Here is a 19233-nt window from a genome sequence, read left to right as displayed (position 1 = left end):
GGAGCCTCCGAGGGATCGGGGTGGGGTGAGGAGGGATGTCGGGTGGGGCGGCGGGGTCAGCCGGCCCCGCCGACGCCGGAGGAGACGAGTCGGGCGGCCCGGACGAGCGCAATCCCGTGGCGCATCTCGTCGACGGCGCGCTCGCGGTAGCTCGGGACGACGAGGCTCATCGCGGCGATGATCCTGGCGCCGGCGTGGACCGGCGCGGCGATGGCGGTGACATCGGGTTCGATGCCGCTCTGCACGACGACGAAGCCCTGGTCGGGGGTCTCCCCCCGGAGCACGGCTCCGGCGGCCGAGCCGTCGAGCGGGATCGCCCGACCGACCCAGCTCGCGTGACGGACCGAGTGGGTGCCCTCGACGATGCTGATGTAGAGGGCGGTTTCCCGGTGACCCTCGATGCTCAGGTACACCGACTCGCCCGTCTCCTCGACGAGGTCCTCCATCACCGGCCGCGCGAGCGTGACCAGCGACTCGCTGCTGAGGGCCTGTGCGCCGAGCTGGACGAGCCTGCTCCCCGGACGGAACGTGCCGTCCTCGTCGCGCCGGACGAATCCGCTGCCCTCGAGGGTGCGGAGCAGCCGCAGGGCCGTGCTGGCCGGGAGGTCGGTGGCTCGGGCGCTCTCGGCGAGCGTCGCGCTCCCCCGGTCGCAGATCACCGCGAGCAGGGCGAGCGCCCTGTCGACGGTGCGGGTTCCTGCTTCCTCCGCCATGGTGCCTCCTTCTCGTGGCCCCTTCTCACAGGGGGTGACGCCGATCGATGTCGAGCGGTGGGGGGCCACCGACCGGCGTCGTGGTTCCCACCGTAGGGAGCGCAGGTTTCCGCTGAACCGGCCTCATGTTTCCGTTCAGTAAAACGTCATTGCCACTGGGTGAAAGCCGCTGCGGGATGCGACAGGATGAGCGCACGACGGAGGAGGACACGTGATCGCACTCGACGGCACGGCCGGAATCGGCGACATCGTCGCCCTCGCGGACCGCCGCGACCGCCCGGCGCTCGGACCGGGCGCCCTCGACGCCGTCGCCGACGCGGCGCGCGCTGCGGACCGCGTCGCCGAGCACACCCCCGTCTACGGGCGCTCGACCGGAGTCGGCGCGAACCGCGCCACAGCGGTCTCCAGCGACAGCGGCCACGCCCTCCGCCTGCTCCGCAGCCACGCCGTCGACGCCGGCCCCGCTCTGCCCGCCCGCGCGGTGCGGGCCATGCTCGCGGTCCGACTGAACCAGCTCTGCCTCCCCGGCTCCGGGATCGCGCCCGAGATCGTGACGGGGCTGCTCCGGATGCTCGAGGCCGACGCGCTTCCCGAGGTGCGAGCTCTCGGCTCGATCGGCACCGGCGATCTGACCGCGCTCGCGGGAGCGGCCCTCGCACTGCTCGGCGAGCGCCCCACCTCCTCGCCGCTGCCGCCGATGGCCCCGTGGGGCGCCGGGAGCGCCCTGGCCTTCGTCAGCAGCAATGCGCTGACGATAGGCCGAGCCTGCCTCGCCGTCGACGAGCTCGCTCGGCTCGACCGTGCCGCGCGCGTGGTCTTCGCCCTCAGCGCGGTCGCCCTCGGCGCCGAACCCGGAGCCCTCTCGATCAGGGCGGCCGAGGCGGCCGCCGCTCCGGGCGTCGTGGCCGTGGCGGAGGAGGTCGGGGGGCTGCTCGCGGGCGTCGCCGACTCCGGGCTGCTCGGCGCTCGCGTGCAGGATCCGTACGGGCTCCGGGTGTTCCCGCACACGCAGGGCGCGCTCGCCGCCGCGCGCGACGCCCTCGCCGATCGGGTGTCCGGTCTCGTCCGCGCCGGACAGGAGAACCCGCTGTTCCACGCCGGCTCCGTCGTGCACCACGGCGGCTTCTTCCAGGCCGCTCTCGCCCTCGCGGCGGAGTCGGCCCTCCTCGCGCTCGCGGGCACGACCGCGACGACACTGTCGAGGATCCGCCTGCTGAACGAGCCCGAGTACACCGGGGCCCGGCCCTTCCTCGCCACGGGGCCGGCCGGATCGTCCGGACTCATGATGGTCGAGTACGTCGCGGCCTCCGCGATCGCCGAGATCCGCTCGAGCGCCCAGCCCGCCTCTCTCGGCACGGTCTCGCTCTCGCGCGGCACCGAGGACGACGCTCCGTTCGCATCGCAGGCGGTCGCGCAGCTCGAGCGCGCGCTGCCGGCGTACCGCGTGCTGCTCGCGAGCGAGCTGCTCGGCGCCGGTCGCGCGCTGCGGCAGCGGGAGCGGACCGCGGGGCACACCGGCGCCCTGGGCCTGGCGGTGGCCGTGGTCGGCACTCTGCCCGTCGACGACTCCGACCGCGATCTGCGCCCGGATCTCGAGCGCGCCGGCGCCGCACTCGAGGAGCTCGCGGCCCTGATCGGCGACCGCGGGTGACCGTCCGGACGGTCCGGATCGACGAGCTCCCCGTCGAGCGCTGGGCGAACGGGCTCGGCCGGACCCGGCCGGTACTCGAGGAGGACGGTCTCCGCGTCAGCGTCGCGACGATCCACGAGGCGGCACCGTTCTCGCCCCTGCCCGGGCTGCACCGGCTCCTGACCGTCGTCGGCCCCGTGGGCGTCCGACTGACCGTCGACGGCGCAGGGCGCGAGGTGGAGCCCGGCGAGGCGATCAGGTTCTCCGGCGCCGCCGCCGTCTCCGTCGACGCGACCGCTGAGCCGACCGCCGTGCTCAACATCCTGCACGACGAGCGATGGGGCGCGGACGTGCTGATCGGACCGGTGCCGCCCGACGAGCCGGCCGACCTCCGCACCGCGCTCGACTGCAGCGGAGCCGGGGTCATCGCGATCTCGGGGCGGCGCCTCACTCTGGCGATCACCGGACCGACGCAGAGCAGCGCGGGCGCCACGCGCGTGATCCTCGCGTCCTGGGCGCCCGTGCCGGGCCGGTCCCGGTGAGGGCGCTCGAGCGGAGCGTCGCCGCCGCCGTCACCGTGGGGCTCCTCGTCGCGGGATCAGCGGCGTGCGGCTCGATCTCCGCCGCACCGTCCCCCACCGTCCTCCGCGCGCCGGAGAGGAGACCGACCGCAAGAAGGAACGACCCCACGGCGATCCGCGCCCGACGCGGATGACGTCAGGAGATCTGCGCGGCTTCGTGCCGCGCCGTGCCGGCGCGGTGGCCGGCTCGGCGTTCGGTGATGAGGAAGACGACGAGGAGGACGACTCCGACCAGGATCACGACGATGTTGCCGAGCTGGGCGAAGGAGGAGAGGGGGCCGGCGGCGGGATAGGTGCCCTGCATGAAGATGCTGGGGTCGGTGCTGGCGTGCAGCAGGATCGGCGCGATGATCGTGCGGGTCACGCGCATCGCGAGGTACATGCAGAAGCCGAAGAAGAACGTGTAGAGGATCTGCAGCAGCGTCGGCAGGAGTGGCTGGCCGATGAAGAGGTTGGTCGCGTGCAGCAGGGCGAACAGGGCGGCGGAGACCATCCCGACGGCGATCTCGGAGCGACCCGACGAGCGCATGATCCGGACGACGTATCCGCGAGTGAGGAGTTCTTCGGAGAAGCCGATGACGAGTCCGGCGAGCAGCCAGGCGGCCACCCAGTCGAACCCGGCGGCGGAGTAGTCGATGCTCGCGAAGCGCATCACATTGAAGAGCAGGACGACCGCGATCGCGATCCACATCCAGCCGCCTCCGCGAGGGGTCTGCCGTTCGAAGGTGCTCCGCAGCCAGCCGACGCTCGCGCCGAAGCCGACCAGGATGAGGCTGCCGATGAGGACCGGGACGGCGATGAGGACGATGACGTAGCTCGCGGAGTCCGCGCCTCCGATGAACGGCACGAACGGTGCCATCAGCAGAGAGGCCGGCTCGTAGATCGCGAGATAGCCGACCGCGAGGATCAGGGCCTTCCACCATCGCCCGTGGTCCCAGAAGCGCGCCCATCCCGACCGTTCCGCAGTGCTGTCCATTGCTCATCCCCCCGAATCGAGATCAGTAGACCACACCTGACGGCCACTCGAGGGCGGCCTGCTTCCGTTCGATCCTCACCATTCGGAACGACCCGGAGCGCGCCTGAGACGACGCCCTCGTCGTGCTGCAGGGCCTGCGGCAGCAGGGGTGGATCGGCGAGCCGTGGCACCGCCGGCGCCGCCCCTGTAGAACGGGAGTCCCGACGAGAGGCACCACCGTGATCGACCGCGACGGCCTGGCCACGTTCCTCCGGCACCGGCGCGAGGCGCTGCAGCCCGAGGACGTCGGCCTCACCCGCGGCCCGCGCCGCCGCACCGCGGGGCTCCGCCGCGAGGAGGCCGCCGCCCTCTGCCACATGTCGACCGACTACTACGCCCGCCTCGAGCGCGGCACCGGTCCGCAGCCGTCCGAGCAGATGATCGCGTCGATCGCGCAGGGCCTGCACCTCTCGCTCGGCGAGCGCGACCACGTCTTCCGGCTCGCCGGCCACACCCCGCCCACGCGCGGATCCGCCGCCGGAGACCACATCGCGCCCGGGCTGCTGCGCATCCTCGACCGCCTGCACGACACTCCGGCCGAGATCATCACCGAGCTCGGCGAGACGCTGCGGCAGAGTCCGCTCGGCGCGGCGCTGCTGGGAGACGCCTCCCTCCGCCGCGGGCCGTCGCGCAGCCTCGGCTACCGCTGGTTCGCCGATCCCGCGGGGAGGGAGGCGTACCCGGAGGAGGATCGCGCGCTGCTCTCGCGGGTGTTCGTCGCGGGCCTGCGCGAGATCGCGACGCTGCGCGGCCCGGGCTCGCGGGCGACCGAGCTCGTCGACCTCCTGTCGGCCGAGAGCGAGGAGTTCCGCACGCTGTGGGCCGCGCACGAGGCGGGGCTCCGGCCGCCGGCGCTGAAGCGGTTCCTGCACCCGAGCGTCGGGCTGCTCGAGCTCGAGTGCCAGACGCTGCTCGATCCGGAGCAGTCGCACCGGCTCCTCGTCTACACCGCGGTGCCCGGCAGCGAGAGCGCCGAGAAGCTCGAGCTGCTCGCGGTGGTGGGGGCGATGGTCTGAGCCGGGCCCGGCCGTGGATCGCGGAGCCGTGGATCGAGAGGTCCTTCCTCCGCTCTCAGCCCCGCCCGACCATGGAGGCACACCGACCCCGAGGAGTCCCCATGGCCCGCAGTACCCCCCTTCCCGACCTGACCGGGCGGCTCGCCGTCGTCACCGGCGCGAGCGACGGCATCGGCCGCGTGATCGCCACTCGTCTCGCTGCAGCGGGGGCCGAGATCGTGATGCCCGTCCGCTCCGCCGCCAAGGGCGAGGCGGCGGCGGAGGGGATCCGCCGCGCGGTCCCCGGCGCCGCGGTGAGCACGCGCCCGCTCGACCTCTCCTCCCTCCGCTCGGTGACGGCGCTGGTCTCGACCCTCCTCGCCGAGGGCCGCCCGCTCGACCTGCTCGTCAACAACGCCGGAGTGATGCAGCCGCCCGAGCGGACGCTCACCGAGGACGGCCTCGAGCTGCAGTTCGGCACCAACCACGTCGGGCACTTCGCGCTGACGCTCGGCCTGATGCCGCTCCTCGAGCACGCCCGCGTCGTGCACCAGACGAGTGTCGCCGCTCGCAGCGGAGCGATCGACTGGGACGACCTCGACGGCGAGCGCCACTACGACGTGATGAAGGCCTACTCCGGCTCGAAGATCGCCGTCGCCCTCTTCGCCCTCGAGCTCGACGCCCGGAGCAGGGCGGCCGGCTGGGGCGTCACGAGCACCCTCGCGCATCCCGGGATCTCGCCGACCAACCTCCTGGCCGCGCAGCCCGGGCTCGGCCGCCCGCAGCAGGTCCGCGGCCGCGGCCTCATCACCGCCCTCTCGCGAGTGGGCGTCGCCGGCACCGTCGAGAGCGCGGCGCAGCCCGCCCTGCTGGCCGCGATCGCGCCCGAGGGCGGCGGCTTCTTCGGCCCGACCCGCGTGATCGGCGGCCCCGCCGCCCGCCGCGACCTCTGGGCGCCGATGCGCCGCTCCGACGACGCCCGACGCCTCTGGGAGGTCTCGGAGAGCCTGGTCGGCAGCCGCTTCCCGGCGTGAGGCGCCCTACTGGGTCCTCTCGATGATGGCGCGCATCACCTCGCTCGCTCCGCCGGCGTCGCCCCTCTGGATGTGCGTCGCCAGGTCGACGTGCAGCTGGAGGTCGTGGGCGTCGAAGCCGTGCCGGCCGAGCTCGTGCAGGGTGCGCTCGCGCAGCGTCTCCTGGATGACGGAGGAGACCTGCGCGAACATCGGATTGCCGGACGCCCGGAGGACGAGACCGTGCAGCGCCGCGTCCTCGCGGAGGAGCGCGTCGGGATCGGCGCCGACCGTCGATCCCGCGCTCCACAGCCGGGCCGCGGCGCTCACGATGTCCGCCGCCTCGTCCGGCGTCCGCCGGGAGGCGGCGAGGCGAGCGGCCTCGGGCTCGACGGCCAGGCGCACTTCGCCGAGGGTCCGGAGCTGGCTCTCGCGCTGCGGGGAGCGCAGACGCCAGCGGATGACCTGGGGGTCGAAGAGGTTCCAGGCCGCCTCGGGGAGCACCCGGAGCCCGAGGCGCCGGCGCGGCTCGAGCAGGCCCCTCGAGGCGAGCCCTCGAGCGACCTCCCGGACCACGCTGCGCGACGTCGCCGTCGCGACCTCGATCTCCTCCACCGTCATGACGGTCCCCTCGGGGAGCCGTCCGTCGCAGATGGCGGACCCGAGCTGGTCGTTCAGCTGCGAGTAGCTGCTGCCGGCGCCGCCCCTGACGACGGGGGCCAGACCGCTGAGGCGCCTCACGCGGCGCTGCCGAGAGGGCGTGCTGTCACGACGTCACGACCGGCGTGATCACGAGCTCGTCGATGCAGACGTGCGGCGGGCTGTCGAGGACGAACTGCGTCGCGGCGGCGATGTCGTCGGGGGTCAGCATCGATCGGCGGGCCTCGGCATCGGGGACGACCGGCCGGTGCGCGAGGAACTCCGTGTCGACCTCGCCGGGGCAGAGGCAGCACGCGCGGATCCCGTGGCGGTTCTCCTGCGCGTTGAGCGTGCGCGTCAGGGACGACAGCGCGGTCTTGCTGGCGCTGTAGGCGACGCCGGCATCCGGGGAGAACTGCCACCCGGACACGGACGAGACGAGGACGATGACGCCGTCGCCGGCGTCGCGCATCCCCGGGAGGACGGCGTCGACGACCCGGGCGCAGCCGGTCAGGTTCGTCTCGACGACGGAGGCGAACCCCGCCATCGACTGGTCCCGCCAGTAGCGGTCGGGCCGGTTGAGACCGGCGGAGGCGACCAGCCTCGTCACGGGCCCCCAGGCCTCGACGATGCTCCGGTGGACCTCCCGGGGCTCGGCGGGCGCCGCCACATCCGTCGGCGCGATCAGGAACTCGCCGCCGACGGCCTCGACGGCGTCCGCCGTCTCCCGGAGGGGCTCGGAGCGGCGTCCGCTCAGGGCTACGCGGTGCCCGTGCCGCGCGGCGGACACGGCGATCGCGCGCCCCATCCCGCTGCCCGCGCCGGTGATCCACAAGATTGGACGGGGATCGGGACGTGTCATGCTGCTCCGCTCGAAAGGATGATGTGTGGCCTCGATCCTGCCATGAAGTATGTTTTCAACTCCGGACGAGAAGAGGATCCCGTGCTGATCGATTTCACCGGCCACGTGGTGGTCGTCACGGGCGCGGGCCAGGGGATCGGCCGGGTCATCGCCGAGTCGTTCGCGGAGGACGGGGCGACGGTCGTCCTGCTCGACGTGGCGGAGCCGCTCCTCCGCGAGGTCGGCGCCCACCTCGAGGCCCGGGGACTCGCCAGCGCCCCGTACGTCTGCGACGTGCGCGACGAGGCCGCGGTCGAGAGGGTCTTCGGCGACGTCGTCTCCCGTTTCGGTCGCATCGACACCCTGATCAACAACGCCGGCGTCAACGTCGAGGGCCTGATCGAGGACCTCGACGTCGCGGCGTGGGACCGCTGCTTCGAGGTCAACGTGCGCGGCACGTTCATCACGTGCAAGGCGGTGATCCCGGTGATGAAGCGGCAGGGACGGGGCAGGATCGTCAATGCCGCCTCGTTCGCGGCGATCGTCCCCAGCGTCGGCGGCGCGGCCTATGCGGCGTCCAAGGCCGCGGTGGTGCAGTTCACCCGCACTCTCGCCGGTGAGGTGGGACCGTGGAACATCACCGCCAACTCCTACGCCCCCGGCATGATCCCCACCGCGATGAACGGGTTCGCCGAGCTGTCGGAGGAGCGCCAGGCGCAGAAGCTGGACATGCTGGCCGTGCGCCGCTGGGGCGAGGCCCAGGACATCGCCGACCTGCTGCGCTTCGTCGCCAGCGACTTCGCGGGCTACATCACCGGCACCCTGCTCGAGGTGAGCGGAGGCAAGCTCGCCACGCAGACCGCCAGGGCAGCCGACGAGCAGCGTCCGTAGGCGGCGCGGGGGCCTGCACGGTCCGTTTCGCGCCGGTTCGACGTATCGCCTCTTCCCGATATCGCATCCGGACTATATTCTGAGCAATGAGCTGGGTTGTCGAATTCTCCGACGAGGTACGCGAGTGGTATGTCTCGTTGACTCCGGGCGGCAAGGCTGCGACCCAGCGCATCCTCTCCCGCCTCGAGGATCGCGGCCACCTGCTCGGCATGCCTCACTCCCGACCTCTGGGCGAAGGCCTCCGCGAATTGCGCTTCACCTGCGAGGGTGTGGCCCGAAGGATCACTTACGTACTCGATCCGGAACGGAAGGCCGTCACCCTGACCACCTTCCGCAAGCAGCGCGACAATGAACGCAGCGAAGTGCTCCGAGCTCGGCGCGCTCAGGCCGACCGCTCGACGACCCCTCCGAAGCAGACAAGGAAGAAGCGATGACGACCACGCCTTTCCGCGCTCTCGAGGCCGAGGCCCTCGCCACGATGACCCCGGACGAACGCGCCCGATTCGATGCCGCACTCGAGGAGGAGGAGGCCCGGCTGCGCCTGGCCGAGCTCGTCTACGACGCTCGTACCTCCGCCGGGCTGACGCAGACCGCGCTCGCCGAGAGGATGGGCACCAGGCAGTCCGTCATCTCGGCGATCGAGAACGGCGCTCAGGTACCGACTTTCGGGATGCTGCGGCGTATCGCTCGAGCTCTCGACCGCGATCTGACCATCGAGCTGGCGCAGGCGGGCTGAGCAGCGCTCACAGCGACCCGCCCCTCTCCTCCGCCAGCCGCCCCGCCACGCGGTAGGCCAGCGCCAGCACCGTCAGCACCGGGTTCACTCCGCCGTTCGTGACGTGCAGCGAGGCGTCGGCGATCGTCAGGTTGTCGTGACCCCAGACGCGGCCCCAGCGGTCGGTGACGGAGGTCGCCGGGTCGAGGCCCATCCGGCAGGTGCCCGCCTGGTGCTGGCCACGGCTCGGGCCGGCGTCGGGCAGGTGGCGGAGGCGGTACGTCGAGGCGGCGCCGCTCGCGCGCAGCCAGTCGACGGCGCGGTCGGCCACGAAGTCGGCCGTGCGGAGGTCCTCGGGGTGGATCCCCCCGGACAGGCGGGCGGCGGGCAGCCCCCAGCGGTCGAGCACCGACGGATCGACGGTGACCCGCGAGTCGGGGGACGGCACCTCCTGCACCGGCCCCATCACGACCAGCAGCCGCGGGAACAGCTCCCGCATCGCCCGCTTCGACGCGAGGCCGTGCGGCGGGACGAGGCCGAGGCCGACCGCCGAGTAGTAGAGCGAGAGCGGCGTCGGCACGAAGTCGTTCGCGAGCATCGCGCCGCCGACGATCCCGGGGTTGGCGTGCCGGTGATCCGTCGTGGCGATGCCCGGGCCCGGGCCGACGCTGTCCTGCACGGGCTCGTCGAACAGCCCCCACGCTCCCGCGTACACGTGCGACTGCAGGTGCCGGCCGACCTGGTCGTGCCGATTGCCCAGGCCGTCGGGCTCGGAGGCGCTCGCGCTGTTCAGCAGCAGCCGCGCGGTCTCGACGGCGCCGGCCGCGAGCACCACGTCGGCGGCGGCGACCTCGAGGGTCCGCTCGCCCACGATCCGCACCCCGGTGACACGGCCCTCGTCGTCGGTCAGCACCGTCGCGACCTGCGCCCCGGTGAGCACGTCGCACCGCCCTGTCGCGACCGCGCGCGGGATCACGGTGTTGCGGGTGTCGGTCTTGAACTCGCCCGGGCACGCGAATCCGACGCAGCTCGCGCAGCGGATGCACGCCCCGCGGCCGTTGTACGGCGTCGTGTTGATCAGCAGCGGCACGTCGGTGGTGCCGAGCCCGAGCGCTGCGGCACCCTCGGCCAGGCGCGCGGAGTCGACGGCGTGCGGGAACGGCGGCATCGGGTAGCCGCGGCGGCGCGGGCCGGCGGTCGCGTCTCCGGTGGCGTCGCCCGAGACACCGAGCTCCCACTCCGCGCGGTCGTACTCGGGCTCGAGGTCGTCGTAGCCGAGGGGCCAGTCGGCCAGCGAGCTGCCCTCGGGCACCCCGTAGGTCGTCGCCATCGCGAAGTCCTCGGGGCAGAACCGCCACGCCTGCGCGCCGTAGACGCGCGTGCCTCCGCCGACCGTCATCGCGTTGCTGCCCCAGCGCGGGTCGGTGGCGAGCAGCGTCGTCGCCGCGCCTCCCGGAGTCGGCACCACGCGCGGGTGACCCGCCGACGGCGGATCGACGACGGTGTCGTAGCCGAGCGAGAGGCGCTGGCTGCGGAGGTGGTCGACGGGCAGATCGGACGCGGCGAGCCAGCTCCCCTGCTCGACCAGCAGCACGCGGCGGCCGGCCTCGGCGAGGACGCAGGCCGCGACTCCGCCGCCCGCTCCGGCGCCGACCACCACGGCGTCGTAGCGGTCGCGGACGTCGCTCCAGGCCGTGACGGGTGCGGCCGATTCGACAGGCCGCGGCCACTCCGTCCCCTCGGGCCGGGGGCGGTAGCCGATCATCGACCACGAGGCGGCGTCGCGGTTGCCGCCGTTGCCGGGGTCGCCGTAGTAGCCCTGGATCACGAGGTCGGCGAGCTGCGCGAGCGCGTCGTCGTCGGGCCGGCCGTCGAGTGCGGCGAGCGCCGGAGCGGCGAGGTCGCTCCGCTCGCCCGAGAGCATCGCCCGGAGGAACTCCGGCGCTCCGACCTCCCACGCCGACGGGTGCTCGTCGGCGGGCACGATGCTCTCGACGAACGCTCGGAGCCCGGGGTGGGCGAGGAGTGCCTCCGCGGCGCTCATCAGGCCAGGGCGGTGGGGGCGGCGAGGAGCTGCGCGGCGGCGACCGCGCCGAGCACTCCCGAGCGGTCGCCGAGCTCCGGAGGCACCATGAAGTCCCACGGGTCGGCCGCGATCGGGTGTCCCGCCAGCGGTCCGCCGGTGACCACGGTGAGCTGGCGGCGCGCCTCATCGAGCAGGCCGGGCGCCTTGACGACCCCTCCGCCGACGGCGACGCGCTCGACTCCCGTGCTGTACGAGATGGCGGCGACCGCCTGCGCGACGTAGTAGCCGAGCATCTCGAAGGCCTCCCGCTGCACGCGCACGGGCAGGTGCGACGAGTCGGCGCCCCAGCGCGCGAGGACGGACGGGCCGGCCGCGAGCCCCTCGAGGCAGTCGCCGTGGAACGGGCAGCTGCCCGCGAAGTCGTCGGACGGGTGGCGGCGGACGAGCAGGTGCCCCACCTCGGGTGCGCCGTTGCTGTGCAGCACGCGGCCGTCGATGACCACGCCGATCCCGACTCCGGTGCCGAAGGTGGCGTAGGCGAGCGAGCCGACGTCGCGGCCCGCGCCCCAGCGCTGCTCGCCGAGGGCCGCCCCGCTGACGTCGCTGACGAGGGCGAGCGGCTGGCTCACGTGCTGCGCGATGCGCTCGAGCAGCTTGGTGTTGGCCCAGCCGGGCTTCGACGTGCCGGTGATCCAGCCGTAGCGCGGGCGGGCCGGGTCGACGTTGACGGGGCCGAAGGAGGCGATCCCGACCGCGTCGACGCCGTGCTCGCGATGGGCGTCGCGCACGAACTCGACGATCCGCGCGATCGTCTCGGCGGGAGTCGTGGTCGGGAAGCGGCGCGTCATCAGCAGAGTCGTCGGTGCGGACTCGTCCACGACACCGCAGACCACCTTCGTGCCACCGGTCTCGATGCCAGCGAGCATCAGCTCTCCCCTTCTCGGACGCCCCGTGCGCAGACGAGTCGACCCCGGACGGACGTCGTCGAAGCTGCGCGGGCCTCCTCAGTAAAGGGGTCATGTCCCACGTTGTCAAGAACGGGCATCGGGCGCGCGGCGCGTCACGGCGGGCGACGGCGGGGGGTCGTGCGGCCGTACGATCTCCCTATGACTGACGTGGACATCCCCGACCCGATCGGCGCCGCGGGCCGAGCGACGGTGGCCGACGTCGCCCGCCTCGCCGGGGTGAGCATCAAGACCGCCTCGCGCGCGCTGAACAACTCCCCCAACGTCAAGCCGAGCACTCGGGCGCGCGTGCTGCAGGCCTCGGGCGCCCTGCGGTTCCGCCCCAACGCGATGGCGCGGGAGCTGCGCCAGGGCCGCCCCGCCACGGCCGTCGCCTTCGTCATGGGCGACCTGACCAACCCCTTCTACTCCCAGGTCGCGATGGGAGTCAGCGCCGCGACCGCTGAGCGCGGCTTCACCCTCGTGATGGCCGCCTCGGGCGACGAGGAGAGCCGCGAGCGCCCCACCGTCGACAGCATGCTCGAGCGCCGCGTCTCGGCGCTGCTGCTCGTCCCCATCGCCGACGACCACTCCTACCTCGAGGGCGAGCGCCAGCTCGGGACCCCCATCGTCGCGGTCGACCGGCCGCTCTCGAACGCCGCCAGCGACTCCGTCGTCTTCGACAACCGCGGCGGCGCCCGCTCGGCGGCCCTGGCCCTCGCCGACGCCGGCTGCACCCGCATCGGGTTCGTCGGCAGCTCGAGCCACCTGTACACGCACCGCGAGCGGCGCCTCGGCTACCACGACGCCCTCGTCATCCGCGGCCTCGAGCAGGACGAGACCCTCGTCAGCGACGACGCGGCGACGATCGAGGCCGCCGACGCCGCGACGACCCGGCTCCTGCGCCTGCCCTCGCCGCCCGACGCGATCTTCGCCGGCAACAACCGCGCGACCTTCGGAGCCTTCCGCGCCATCCAGCGCGAGGGCGGCGCGACCGCCCTGATCGGCTTCGACGACTTCGAGCTCGCCGAGCCCCTCGGTGTCACGGTGGTCTCGCACAGCCCGCAGGAGATGGGGCGGATGGCGGCGACCCTCGCCCTGCGCCGCATCGACTCCCTCGACGGCGGGCTCGAGCAGATCGTGCTGCCGACGCAGCTGACGCTGCGGCGCTCGCACCTGGGGTTCCCGCGGGTGTAGGGGGGCGGTTCGGCTGCCTTCCCGGGGCGGATCCCGTGATGGGTGGCGCAGGGCGTGGCGCGAACATGAGCGAATGTCAGTGGTCGGTCGTTGACTGCAGCACATGGAGACGATCGGAACGGCGGAGGCGGTGCCCTCAGAGGCGGTGCTCGCGGAGGTGCGCGAGTGCGGTGACGAGGTCGCGGGCGAGGACCGGGCGATGGCGCCGCTCCTGCTCGCCACGGCCGAGCGCCTGTATGTGGGGCACCGCAGAGCACTGGAGGCTCAGGAGTCGTTCGCTCGGGGCCTGCGCCTGTCGCGGAGCGAGGCGGGCGACCTCGCCGAGCGGTCGATCCGTGCCGAGCTGGCCGTCGCCCTCGGCACCTCGGAGTGGGCCGTGTCGCGCCGGCTCGAGCACGCCCAACTGCTCGTCGAAGACCTCCCGCTCACCCGCGCCGCCCTGGCGCGCGCGCGGATCCTCTGGCAGGCCGGCGAACTGATCTGCACCACCGCCGGGACCCTCCCACCCGAATCACGCGCCGCGCTCGACGAGCGCGCTGCCGACGCGGCGCTCACGATGACCCCCACGCAGCTGCGGCGCGCCCTCTCGCGATGGCGGGACCAGCTGCACGAACAGCCCCTCACCCAGCGCCACACACGCGCACGCGAGGACCGCGCGGTCTGGCTCACCCCGGAGATCGACGGGATGGCGACCCTGACCGCCTGTCTTCCGGCACCGGCCGCTCTCGGCGCCTACCACCGCCTCGACCGGATCGCCCGCAGCCTCCGCGACAGCGACGGGCCTGGAGACGAGCGAACCCTCGCGCAGTTGCGGGCCGATGCCCTCGCCGACCTGCTCTGCGACGGCGACATCGCCGGGACCACGCCCGTCTCCGACGACCAGACCCCCGCGCCGACCTTCGTTCCCGGGATCCGCGTCGAGGTGCGACTGACGCTGCCGGCGACGACCGCTGCCGGGCTCAATGACGCCCCCGCCGACCTCGACGGGTACGGCCCGATCCCCGCCGACGTCGCCCGTGCACTGGTCGATCGCGGGGCGTCCTTCACTCGAGTCCTCACCGACCCGGTCACACGGACCGTCACCTCGGTCGGGCGCACCCACCGCGTCCCGCCGGCACAGATGCGCCTGCACCTCCAGCTGCGCGACCAGACCTGCCGCTTCCCCGGCTGCACCCGCCCCGCCGCCACGTCGGAGGCCGACCACACGATCGAGTGGCGCAACGGCGGCGAGACGGCGCTCGAGAACCTCGCGTCGCTCTGCACCGGCCACCACCACGTCCGTCACGGCGACCGGTGGACCTACGTCCTGCATCCCGACGGCACCGCCGATTGGACCACCCCGACCGGACGCCGCGTCACCACCCGACCACCCGCGCTCCCCGGCAGCCCACCCGGCCCGCCGATGCGACCCCGCTTCACCGACGCACCACCACCGTTCTGAGGACACCGCCCAGCGACAGGATCGGCGGCCCCGAGGCACTCCGATTCGCGCTGCACTCCTCCGACGACCCTTGTCCCGACCTCGACCACGAGGACCACCGCGGGCCTCCTCGGCGCCTCGGCGACTCGGAAAAGAACGCTCTCGACGAGTCACGCGATCGTAACGTCCAAGTAACCTGACCCGCCCTCCGCCGTCCACCGGAGGGCGGTGGGTTTCGCATTTGTTTCGCCGAAGTTACAGAACACGCGTATCAGCAAATCCGATCCGAAGGATGCCTCGCCACTATTTGCCCGGCCGCCGTGCCTGCCTCCAGGATGAGCACCACTCCGCTCCGCATGTCCCGTGTTCCGGGGCCGGACGGCACCCCACCCCCGCGCGTCCTTCATCCCGAGGAGATCCCATGGTCCACCGCAGAAGCACCATCGGCATGACAGCACTCGCCCTCGGCGCAGTCGTCGCCCTCTCGGGATGCGCCGGCGCCGGGTCCGGAGACTCCGACAGCGAGCTGACTCCCTTCACGCTCGGACTCAACTCCTGGACCGGCTACGGGCCCTGGTACATCGCCCAGGACCAGGGGTACTTCGAAGACGCCGGCATCGACCTCGAACTGCTCCTCTACAACGAGGCCGACTACGTCTCCCTCGCATCGACCGGCCAGGTCGACGGCATGAACCACTCGATCAACGACTGGCTCGTCAACGTCGGCGATCACGGCTACGAGCTCGTGCTCCTCGAAGACGTCAGCCTCACCGCTGACGCGATGCTCGGCAGCGAGGGCGTCGACTCGGTCGAGGACCTCGTCGGCGGCAAGGTCGCCTTCGGGTACGGCGGGGTCAGCGCACTCGTCTACTACGACGCACTCGCCAAGAACGACATCGACCCCGCCGGCATCGAGACCGTCAACCTCGAGCCCGCCGACGCCGGAAACGCCATGATCGCCGGCCAGGTGCCCGCCGCCGTGACGTACGAGCCCTACGTCTCGACCGTCCTCGCCTCCGATCCGGAGGCGAAGATCATCTACTCGGCCGGCGAGACCCCCGGCCTGATCAGCGACGGCCTCTTCGTCGACCCGGACTACGCCGCCGAGAACCCTGACGTCGTCGAGGGGCTCGCCGACGCCTGGGGCCGATCGATCGCCTTCATCGAGGAGAACCCCGACGAGGCGAAGGACATCATCGGCGAGGCCATCGGCATCCCGTCCGACCAGCGCGAGGACATGTTCGAGGGCCTCGAGTTCTACTCCCTCGAGGACAGCCAGGAGATGCTCGCCCCCGAGGGAGCCTTCCTCACCGAGACCCTCCCCTCGATCCAGGCCGCGATGATCGCCGCCGGGATCATCGACAGCGAGGTCGAGCTCTCGGAGGGCGCCGTGTCGACCTCGTGGGTCGACGCCGCGCTCGAGGACTGAGCCGAGAGGACTGAGCCGAGAGGACACCCATGATCGACACCGCCGCACCCCCTCGCAGCGCGACCCCGACCGCCGAGATCCGGAGGAGGCGTCGGCGACTGCCGGCACCGCTCCGGCTGGACGGCAGCATCACCCGCTCGCAGTCGCTCCTCGCGTCGATCGGCGGCTTCGTCCTCCTGCTCGCGATCTGGGCCGGCGCCTCCGCTTCCGGCCTCCTGAACGAGGCTCTCGTACCCGGCCCGGTCGCCGTCGCCGCCCGCACGATCGAGCAGGTCGCGAGCGGAGAGATCTGGGGCGACATCGGCATCTCGTTCGCGCGGATCCTCGCGGCCTTCGCCCTCGCCGCGGTGATGGCGGTGCCGCTGGGCATCGTCATGGCCCGGGTGCGCGTCGTCGAGGCCATGCTGCTGCCGCTGTCGGAGTTCATCCGCTACATGCCGGTCGTGGCCTTCCTGCCCCTCTCGATCGTCTGGTTCGGCGTCGAGGAGAGCCAGAAGCTCTTCATCATCTGGATGGGCACGTTCTTCTCGCTGCTGCTCATGGTCGTCGACGACACCCGGCGGGTCCCCCGGGAGCTCGTCGAGATCGGCCGCACCTTCGGCATGAGCGACACCCGCGTCTTCCTGCGCATCGTCTGGCGATCGGCGCTCCCCGGCATCTGGGACTCGCTCCGCCTCGCCATGGGCTGGTGCTGGACCTGGCTGCTCGTCGCCGAGATCATCGCGGCGGAGTCGGGACTCGGCTACCGCATCACCCTCGCGCGCCGATTCCTCGACACCGAGCTGATCATCGGCTACATCATCGTGCTCGGCCTGCTCGGGCTCATCCTCGACCAGCTGTTCCGCCTCACCGGCCGACGGCTGTTCGCCTACCTCGGGAAGGGTCGGTCATGACCATCGAGTTCTCCGGCGTCGGTGTGCGCTTCGGCACGAGATCGGATCCGTTCTGGGCTCTGCGCGGTGCCGATCTGACCATCGGCGACAACGAGTTCCTCTCGGTCGTCGGCACTTCGGGCTGCGGGAAGAGCACCCTGCTCTCGACAGCGGCCGGTCTGCAGGACGCCAGCGAGGGCACCGTCCTCGTCGACGGCGTGCCCGTGGACGGCCCGGGCCGTGATCGCGGAGTCGTCTTCCAGAGCTACACGCTGCTGCCGTGGCTGACCGCCGCCGGCAACATCGACTTCGCCCTGCGCGAGGCCGGTGTCGCTCGAGTGGAGCGACGGGCACGGGTCGACGAGATGCTGGACGCCGTGGGCCTGCGCGCCTTCGCCGACCGCTACCCGGCCGAGCTCTCCGGCGGCATGCGGCAGCGGGTCGCGATCGCCCGCGTGCTCTCGTACCGCCCGTCGATCCTCCTGATGGACGAGCCCTTCGGCGCCCTCGACGCCCTGACCCGCCGCCTGATGCAGGAGCTGCTGGTCAAGATCTGGGAGCAGTCGAAGCTCACCGTGCTCTTCATCACGCACGACATCCACGAGGCGGTGTTCCTCTCGGATCGCGTGATGGTCATGACGAACCGACCAGGCCGAGTGAAGACCGAGATCCCGATCGACCTGCCCAGGCCCCGAGACCACGACGTGCTGCGCAGCCCGGAGTTCGCGGCTCTCGAGGAGGAGGTGCTCGACGAGATCCGCTCGGAGACGCTCCAGGTGGAGCACATGGCCTCCTGACTCCGTCCTCGGCGAGGAAGGGCGCCCCGGCTCAGGCCGAGGCGCCCTTTCCTCGCCTTCAGGACTCGCCTCGCGTTCAGGACTCGATGCGCGCCAGGAAGTCGGCGACCGGGTCGGTGCCCGACACCGGCTCGGCACCGCACTGCACGATCATCGCGAAGGCGAGCGCGCTCGTGAGCGGGGTGTGACCTCCGGCTCCCCCGGCCCGCACATCGCGCACGAGGAGCGGGCAGAGCATCAGCGCCAGCCGCACGATGCGCTTCCAGTGCGCCGGCAGCAGGCTCCGCTCCTCGAGCGCGGCGACCAGCGGCCGCCAGGTGCGCTCGGCACGGGAGACGAGCAGCGCGGCGCGCAGGGGGGTGAGCGACCAGTCGCGCTCGACGACGAGCACGCCGTCCTCCAGCCGGACGGAGGCGCCGAAGCGCTCCTCGGCGAGCGCGGGCTCGTAGAGCCAGAGCGGGTGCGCGAGGGAGTTGTGGAACGTCGCCTTGACCTCGGCGAGCAGAGCGGGCACGTGACGGCCCGCGAAAGCCGGGTCGAACGCGACGAGCGGGTGCGTGTCCCCTTCCGTCGTGAACCAGATGTTGGCGTTGTGGTCGTCGCCGTGCGCCACGACACCGCCGAAGGGAGCGAGCGCGGCCGGATCGAGCATCTCGGCGGCCTCGTCGAGCAGCTCGGCGAGAGTCCGGTCGTAGTCGACGCCGTCGATGCGCCAGCGGAGGCCGAGCAGCCGCTCCCAGCTGAGCTCGACCGCCTCCTCGCCCTCGCCGAGCGCGAGATCGCGGCCCGCGTAGTAGGCGGCGACACGGCCGCCACGACCGGGTGCCGCACCGGGGCTCGTGAGCCGGTGGTGGAAGAGCTGGTGGATCGGCTCGGCAGCGCTCTGCTCGACGGTGACGGGATGCAGGGAGTCGACGAGGATGCGGGCGGCCCGCTCGTCGCGATCGGCCTGCGCGGCGAGTATCACGGCGTCGCGCTCCGCCCCCGTCTCGCCGAGATCGTTCGCGCGGGCGACGTCGGCCAGCCGCGGCTCCTCCCGGAGCGCGTAGAGCAGGATCTGCCGACCCGGCTCACCGTTCGCGAAGACCGGCAGGTCGACGAGGTAGCCGTGCTCGCGCAGGAGCTCGGCGTTGTAGTACTCGGCGATCGTCCCGTCCTCGCCCTCCTCGCTGTGGAACTTGTAGAAGTAGCGGGATCCGTCGGCGAGAGCCGCGCGACCGTTGACGGAGTTGAGGCTGTACTGATCGAGCGTGAGCACGAGCTCGACGACGTCCTGGCCGGTCACCTCGGCGACCAGCGTGCGGATGAGAGCGGCCGCGCCCTCCTCATCGCCTGCCTTGGCGAGATCGCGGGCGCGGGTGGCGAGCGGGTCGTTCGCGGTCATGGCTCTCCTTCATCGTGGCGTGCTCCTCAAGGCTCCTGCGGCCGGGGCCGGACGCGCGATCGTGAGCTGCGTCGATGTCTGAGATCTGGGACACTCGCCCTCCTGCGCCGACCGGCCCCGGCGGGGCGGGC

At 72.5% G+C, this 19233-nt stretch carries 19 protein-coding genes; 12 read left to right on the top strand and 7 right to left on the bottom strand.

Annotation, left to right across the window (positions count from 1 at the left end):
• Positions 1–56 precede the first annotated feature (56 nt).
• Positions 57–713, bottom strand: coding sequence for an IclR family transcriptional regulator (locus GRS96_RS04645; RefSeq protein WP_159857758.1), 657 nt, complete (start codon positions 711–713; stop codon positions 57–59).
• A gap of 211 nt (positions 714–924) precedes the next feature.
• Here GRS96_RS04645 and GRS96_RS04640 point away from each other — a divergent pair, with 211 nt between their 5' ends.
• Together GRS96_RS04640 and GRS96_RS04635 are read left to right on the top strand one after the other, a co-directional pair.
• Positions 925–2364, top strand: a complete 1440-nt coding sequence (locus GRS96_RS04640) for an aromatic amino acid lyase (RefSeq protein WP_159857760.1) — start codon at positions 925–927, stop codon at positions 2362–2364.
• Positions 2361–2885, top strand: a complete 525-nt coding sequence (locus tag GRS96_RS04635; protein WP_159857762.1) for a HutD family protein — start codon at positions 2361–2363, stop codon at positions 2883–2885. The genes GRS96_RS04640 and GRS96_RS04635 overlap by 4 nt, the downstream gene beginning before the upstream one ends.
• A gap of 175 nt (positions 2886–3060) precedes the next feature.
• Here GRS96_RS04635 and GRS96_RS04630 read toward each other — a convergent pair whose 3' ends face one another.
• Complete coding sequence (locus GRS96_RS04630; RefSeq protein WP_159857764.1) at positions 3061–3900, bottom strand: CPBP family intramembrane glutamic endopeptidase; 840 nt, start codon at positions 3898–3900, stop codon at positions 3061–3063.
• Positions 3901–4118: 218 nt separating this feature from the next.
• Between GRS96_RS04630 and GRS96_RS04625 the strand changes: the two genes are divergently transcribed.
• Entirely contained in the window at positions 4119–4955 is an 837-nt protein-coding gene (locus tag GRS96_RS04625) for a helix-turn-helix transcriptional regulator (RefSeq protein WP_159987847.1), read from the top strand.
• Positions 4956–5056: 101 nt separating this feature from the next.
• Positions 5057–5968, top strand: coding sequence for an SDR family oxidoreductase (locus tag GRS96_RS04620; RefSeq protein WP_159857768.1), 912 nt, complete (start codon positions 5057–5059; stop codon positions 5966–5968).
• 6 nt (positions 5969–5974) lie between these two features.
• Here the strand turns inward: GRS96_RS04620 and GRS96_RS04615 are convergent, their stop codons facing one another.
• Positions 5975–6688, bottom strand: a complete 714-nt coding sequence (locus GRS96_RS04615; RefSeq protein WP_159987846.1) for a FadR/GntR family transcriptional regulator — start codon at positions 6686–6688, stop codon at positions 5975–5977.
• A 25-nt stretch (positions 6689–6713) separates the two neighbouring features.
• Complete coding sequence (locus GRS96_RS04610) at positions 6714–7448, bottom strand: SDR family oxidoreductase (protein WP_159987845.1); 735 nt, start codon at positions 7446–7448, stop codon at positions 6714–6716.
• A gap of 81 nt (positions 7449–7529) precedes the next feature.
• Between GRS96_RS04610 and GRS96_RS04605 the strand changes: the two genes are divergently transcribed.
• The 3 genes from GRS96_RS04605 to GRS96_RS04595 all read left to right on the top strand — a co-directional run bounded on the left by GRS96_RS04605 (position 7530) and on the right by GRS96_RS04595 (position 9054).
• Positions 7530–8318, top strand: coding sequence for an SDR family NAD(P)-dependent oxidoreductase (locus GRS96_RS04605; RefSeq protein ID WP_159987844.1), 789 nt, complete (start codon positions 7530–7532; stop codon positions 8316–8318).
• An 86-nt stretch (positions 8319–8404) separates the two neighbouring features.
• A complete protein-coding gene (locus tag GRS96_RS04600) occupies positions 8405–8752 on the top strand; it encodes a type II toxin-antitoxin system RelE/ParE family toxin (RefSeq protein ID WP_159857774.1) in 348 nt (115 codons plus the stop codon).
• Positions 8749–9054 (top strand): helix-turn-helix domain-containing protein, encoded by a 306-nt coding sequence (locus GRS96_RS04595; RefSeq protein WP_159857776.1) that lies wholly within the window; start codon positions 8749–8751, stop codon positions 9052–9054. The genes GRS96_RS04600 and GRS96_RS04595 overlap by 4 nt, the downstream gene beginning before the upstream one ends.
• A gap of 7 nt (positions 9055–9061) precedes the next feature.
• Here GRS96_RS04595 and GRS96_RS04590 read toward each other — a convergent pair whose 3' ends face one another.
• Positions 9062–11077: a GMC oxidoreductase gene (locus tag GRS96_RS04590; protein ID WP_204162031.1), complete on the bottom strand. Its 2016-nt coding sequence runs from the start codon at positions 11075–11077 to the stop codon at positions 9062–9064.
• Positions 11077–11985, bottom strand: a complete 909-nt coding sequence (locus GRS96_RS04585; protein WP_159987843.1) for an ROK family protein — start codon at positions 11983–11985, stop codon at positions 11077–11079. The genes GRS96_RS04590 and GRS96_RS04585 overlap by 1 nt, the downstream gene beginning before the upstream one ends.
• 180 nt (positions 11986–12165) lie before the next feature.
• On the opposite strand from GRS96_RS04585, the gene GRS96_RS04580 reads away from it, so the two are divergent.
• The 5 genes from GRS96_RS04580 (at position 12166) to GRS96_RS04560 (ending at position 17718) form a co-directional block, all read left to right on the top strand.
• Positions 12166–13200 carry a LacI family DNA-binding transcriptional regulator gene (locus GRS96_RS04580; RefSeq protein WP_159987842.1) on the top strand — a complete coding sequence of 345 codons (1035 nt, stop codon included), beginning with the start codon at positions 12166–12168 and terminating at the stop codon, positions 13198–13200.
• Between the two features lie 103 nt (positions 13201–13303).
• A complete protein-coding gene (locus GRS96_RS04575; RefSeq protein ID WP_159987841.1) occupies positions 13304–14641 on the top strand; it encodes an HNH endonuclease signature motif containing protein in 1338 nt (445 codons plus the stop codon).
• Positions 14642–15041: 400 nt separating this feature from the next.
• On the top strand, positions 15042–16049 hold the full coding sequence (locus GRS96_RS04570) for an ABC transporter substrate-binding protein (protein WP_159987840.1): 1008 nt from the start codon (positions 15042–15044) through the stop codon (positions 16047–16049).
• A 29-nt stretch (positions 16050–16078) separates the two neighbouring features.
• A complete protein-coding gene (locus GRS96_RS04565) occupies positions 16079–16942 on the top strand; it encodes an ABC transporter permease (RefSeq protein ID WP_159987839.1) in 864 nt (287 codons plus the stop codon).
• On the top strand, positions 16939–17718 hold the full coding sequence (locus tag GRS96_RS04560; RefSeq protein WP_159857788.1) for an ABC transporter ATP-binding protein: 780 nt from the start codon (positions 16939–16941) through the stop codon (positions 17716–17718). Before GRS96_RS04565 ends, GRS96_RS04560 begins: the two co-directional genes overlap by 4 nt.
• 76 nt (positions 17719–17794) lie before the next feature.
• On the opposite strand, the gene GRS96_RS04555 is transcribed toward GRS96_RS04560, so the two are convergent.
• Positions 17795–19102 carry a hypothetical protein gene (locus GRS96_RS04555; RefSeq protein WP_159987838.1) on the bottom strand — a complete coding sequence of 436 codons (1308 nt, stop codon included), beginning with the start codon at positions 19100–19102 and terminating at the stop codon, positions 17795–17797.
• Positions 19103–19233: the final 131 nt, after the last annotated feature.

The sequence above is a fragment of the Rathayibacter sp. VKM Ac-2803 genome (assembly GCF_009807175.1).
Lineage (GTDB): Bacteria > Actinomycetota > Actinomycetes > Actinomycetales > Microbacteriaceae > Rathayibacter.
This window is presented reverse-complemented; position numbering and strand designations above follow the sequence as displayed.

Excerpts from the sequence above, each read along its gene's own strand:
- GRS96_RS04620 (WP_159857768.1), top strand. The coding sequence starts at position 5,057 with ATGGCCCGCAGTACCCCCCTTCCCGACCTGACCGGGCGGCTCGCCGTC.
- GRS96_RS04555 (WP_159987838.1), bottom strand. The coding sequence starts at position 19,102 with ATGACCGCGAACGACCCGCTCGCCACCCGCGCCCGCGATCTCGCCAAG.
- GRS96_RS04600 (WP_159857774.1), top strand. The coding sequence starts at position 8,405 with ATGAGCTGGGTTGTCGAATTCTCCGACGAGGTACGCGAGTGGTATGTC.
- GRS96_RS04645 (WP_159857758.1), bottom strand. The coding sequence starts at position 713 with ATGGCGGAGGAAGCAGGAACCCGCACCGTCGACAGGGCGCTCGCCCTG.
- GRS96_RS04630 (WP_159857764.1), bottom strand. The coding sequence starts at position 3,900 with ATGGACAGCACTGCGGAACGGTCGGGATGGGCGCGCTTCTGGGACCAC.
- GRS96_RS04610 (WP_159987845.1), bottom strand. The coding sequence starts at position 7,448 with ATGACACGTCCCGATCCCCGTCCAATCTTGTGGATCACCGGCGCGGGC.
- GRS96_RS04575 (WP_159987841.1), top strand. The coding sequence starts at position 13,304 with ATGGAGACGATCGGAACGGCGGAGGCGGTGCCCTCAGAGGCGGTGCTC.
- GRS96_RS04580 (WP_159987842.1), top strand. The coding sequence starts at position 12,166 with ATGACTGACGTGGACATCCCCGACCCGATCGGCGCCGCGGGCCGAGCG.
- GRS96_RS04570 (WP_159987840.1), top strand. The coding sequence starts at position 15,042 with ATGGTCCACCGCAGAAGCACCATCGGCATGACAGCACTCGCCCTCGGC.
- GRS96_RS04590 (WP_204162031.1), bottom strand. The coding sequence starts at position 11,077 with ATGAGCGCCGCGGAGGCACTCCTCGCCCACCCCGGGCTCCGAGCGTTC.
- GRS96_RS04595 (WP_159857776.1), top strand. The coding sequence starts at position 8,749 with ATGACGACCACGCCTTTCCGCGCTCTCGAGGCCGAGGCCCTCGCCACG.
- GRS96_RS04585 (WP_159987843.1), bottom strand. The coding sequence starts at position 11,985 with ATGCTCGCTGGCATCGAGACCGGTGGCACGAAGGTGGTCTGCGGTGTC.
- GRS96_RS04565 (WP_159987839.1), top strand. The coding sequence starts at position 16,079 with ATGATCGACACCGCCGCACCCCCTCGCAGCGCGACCCCGACCGCCGAG.
- GRS96_RS04560 (WP_159857788.1), top strand. The coding sequence starts at position 16,939 with ATGACCATCGAGTTCTCCGGCGTCGGTGTGCGCTTCGGCACGAGATCG.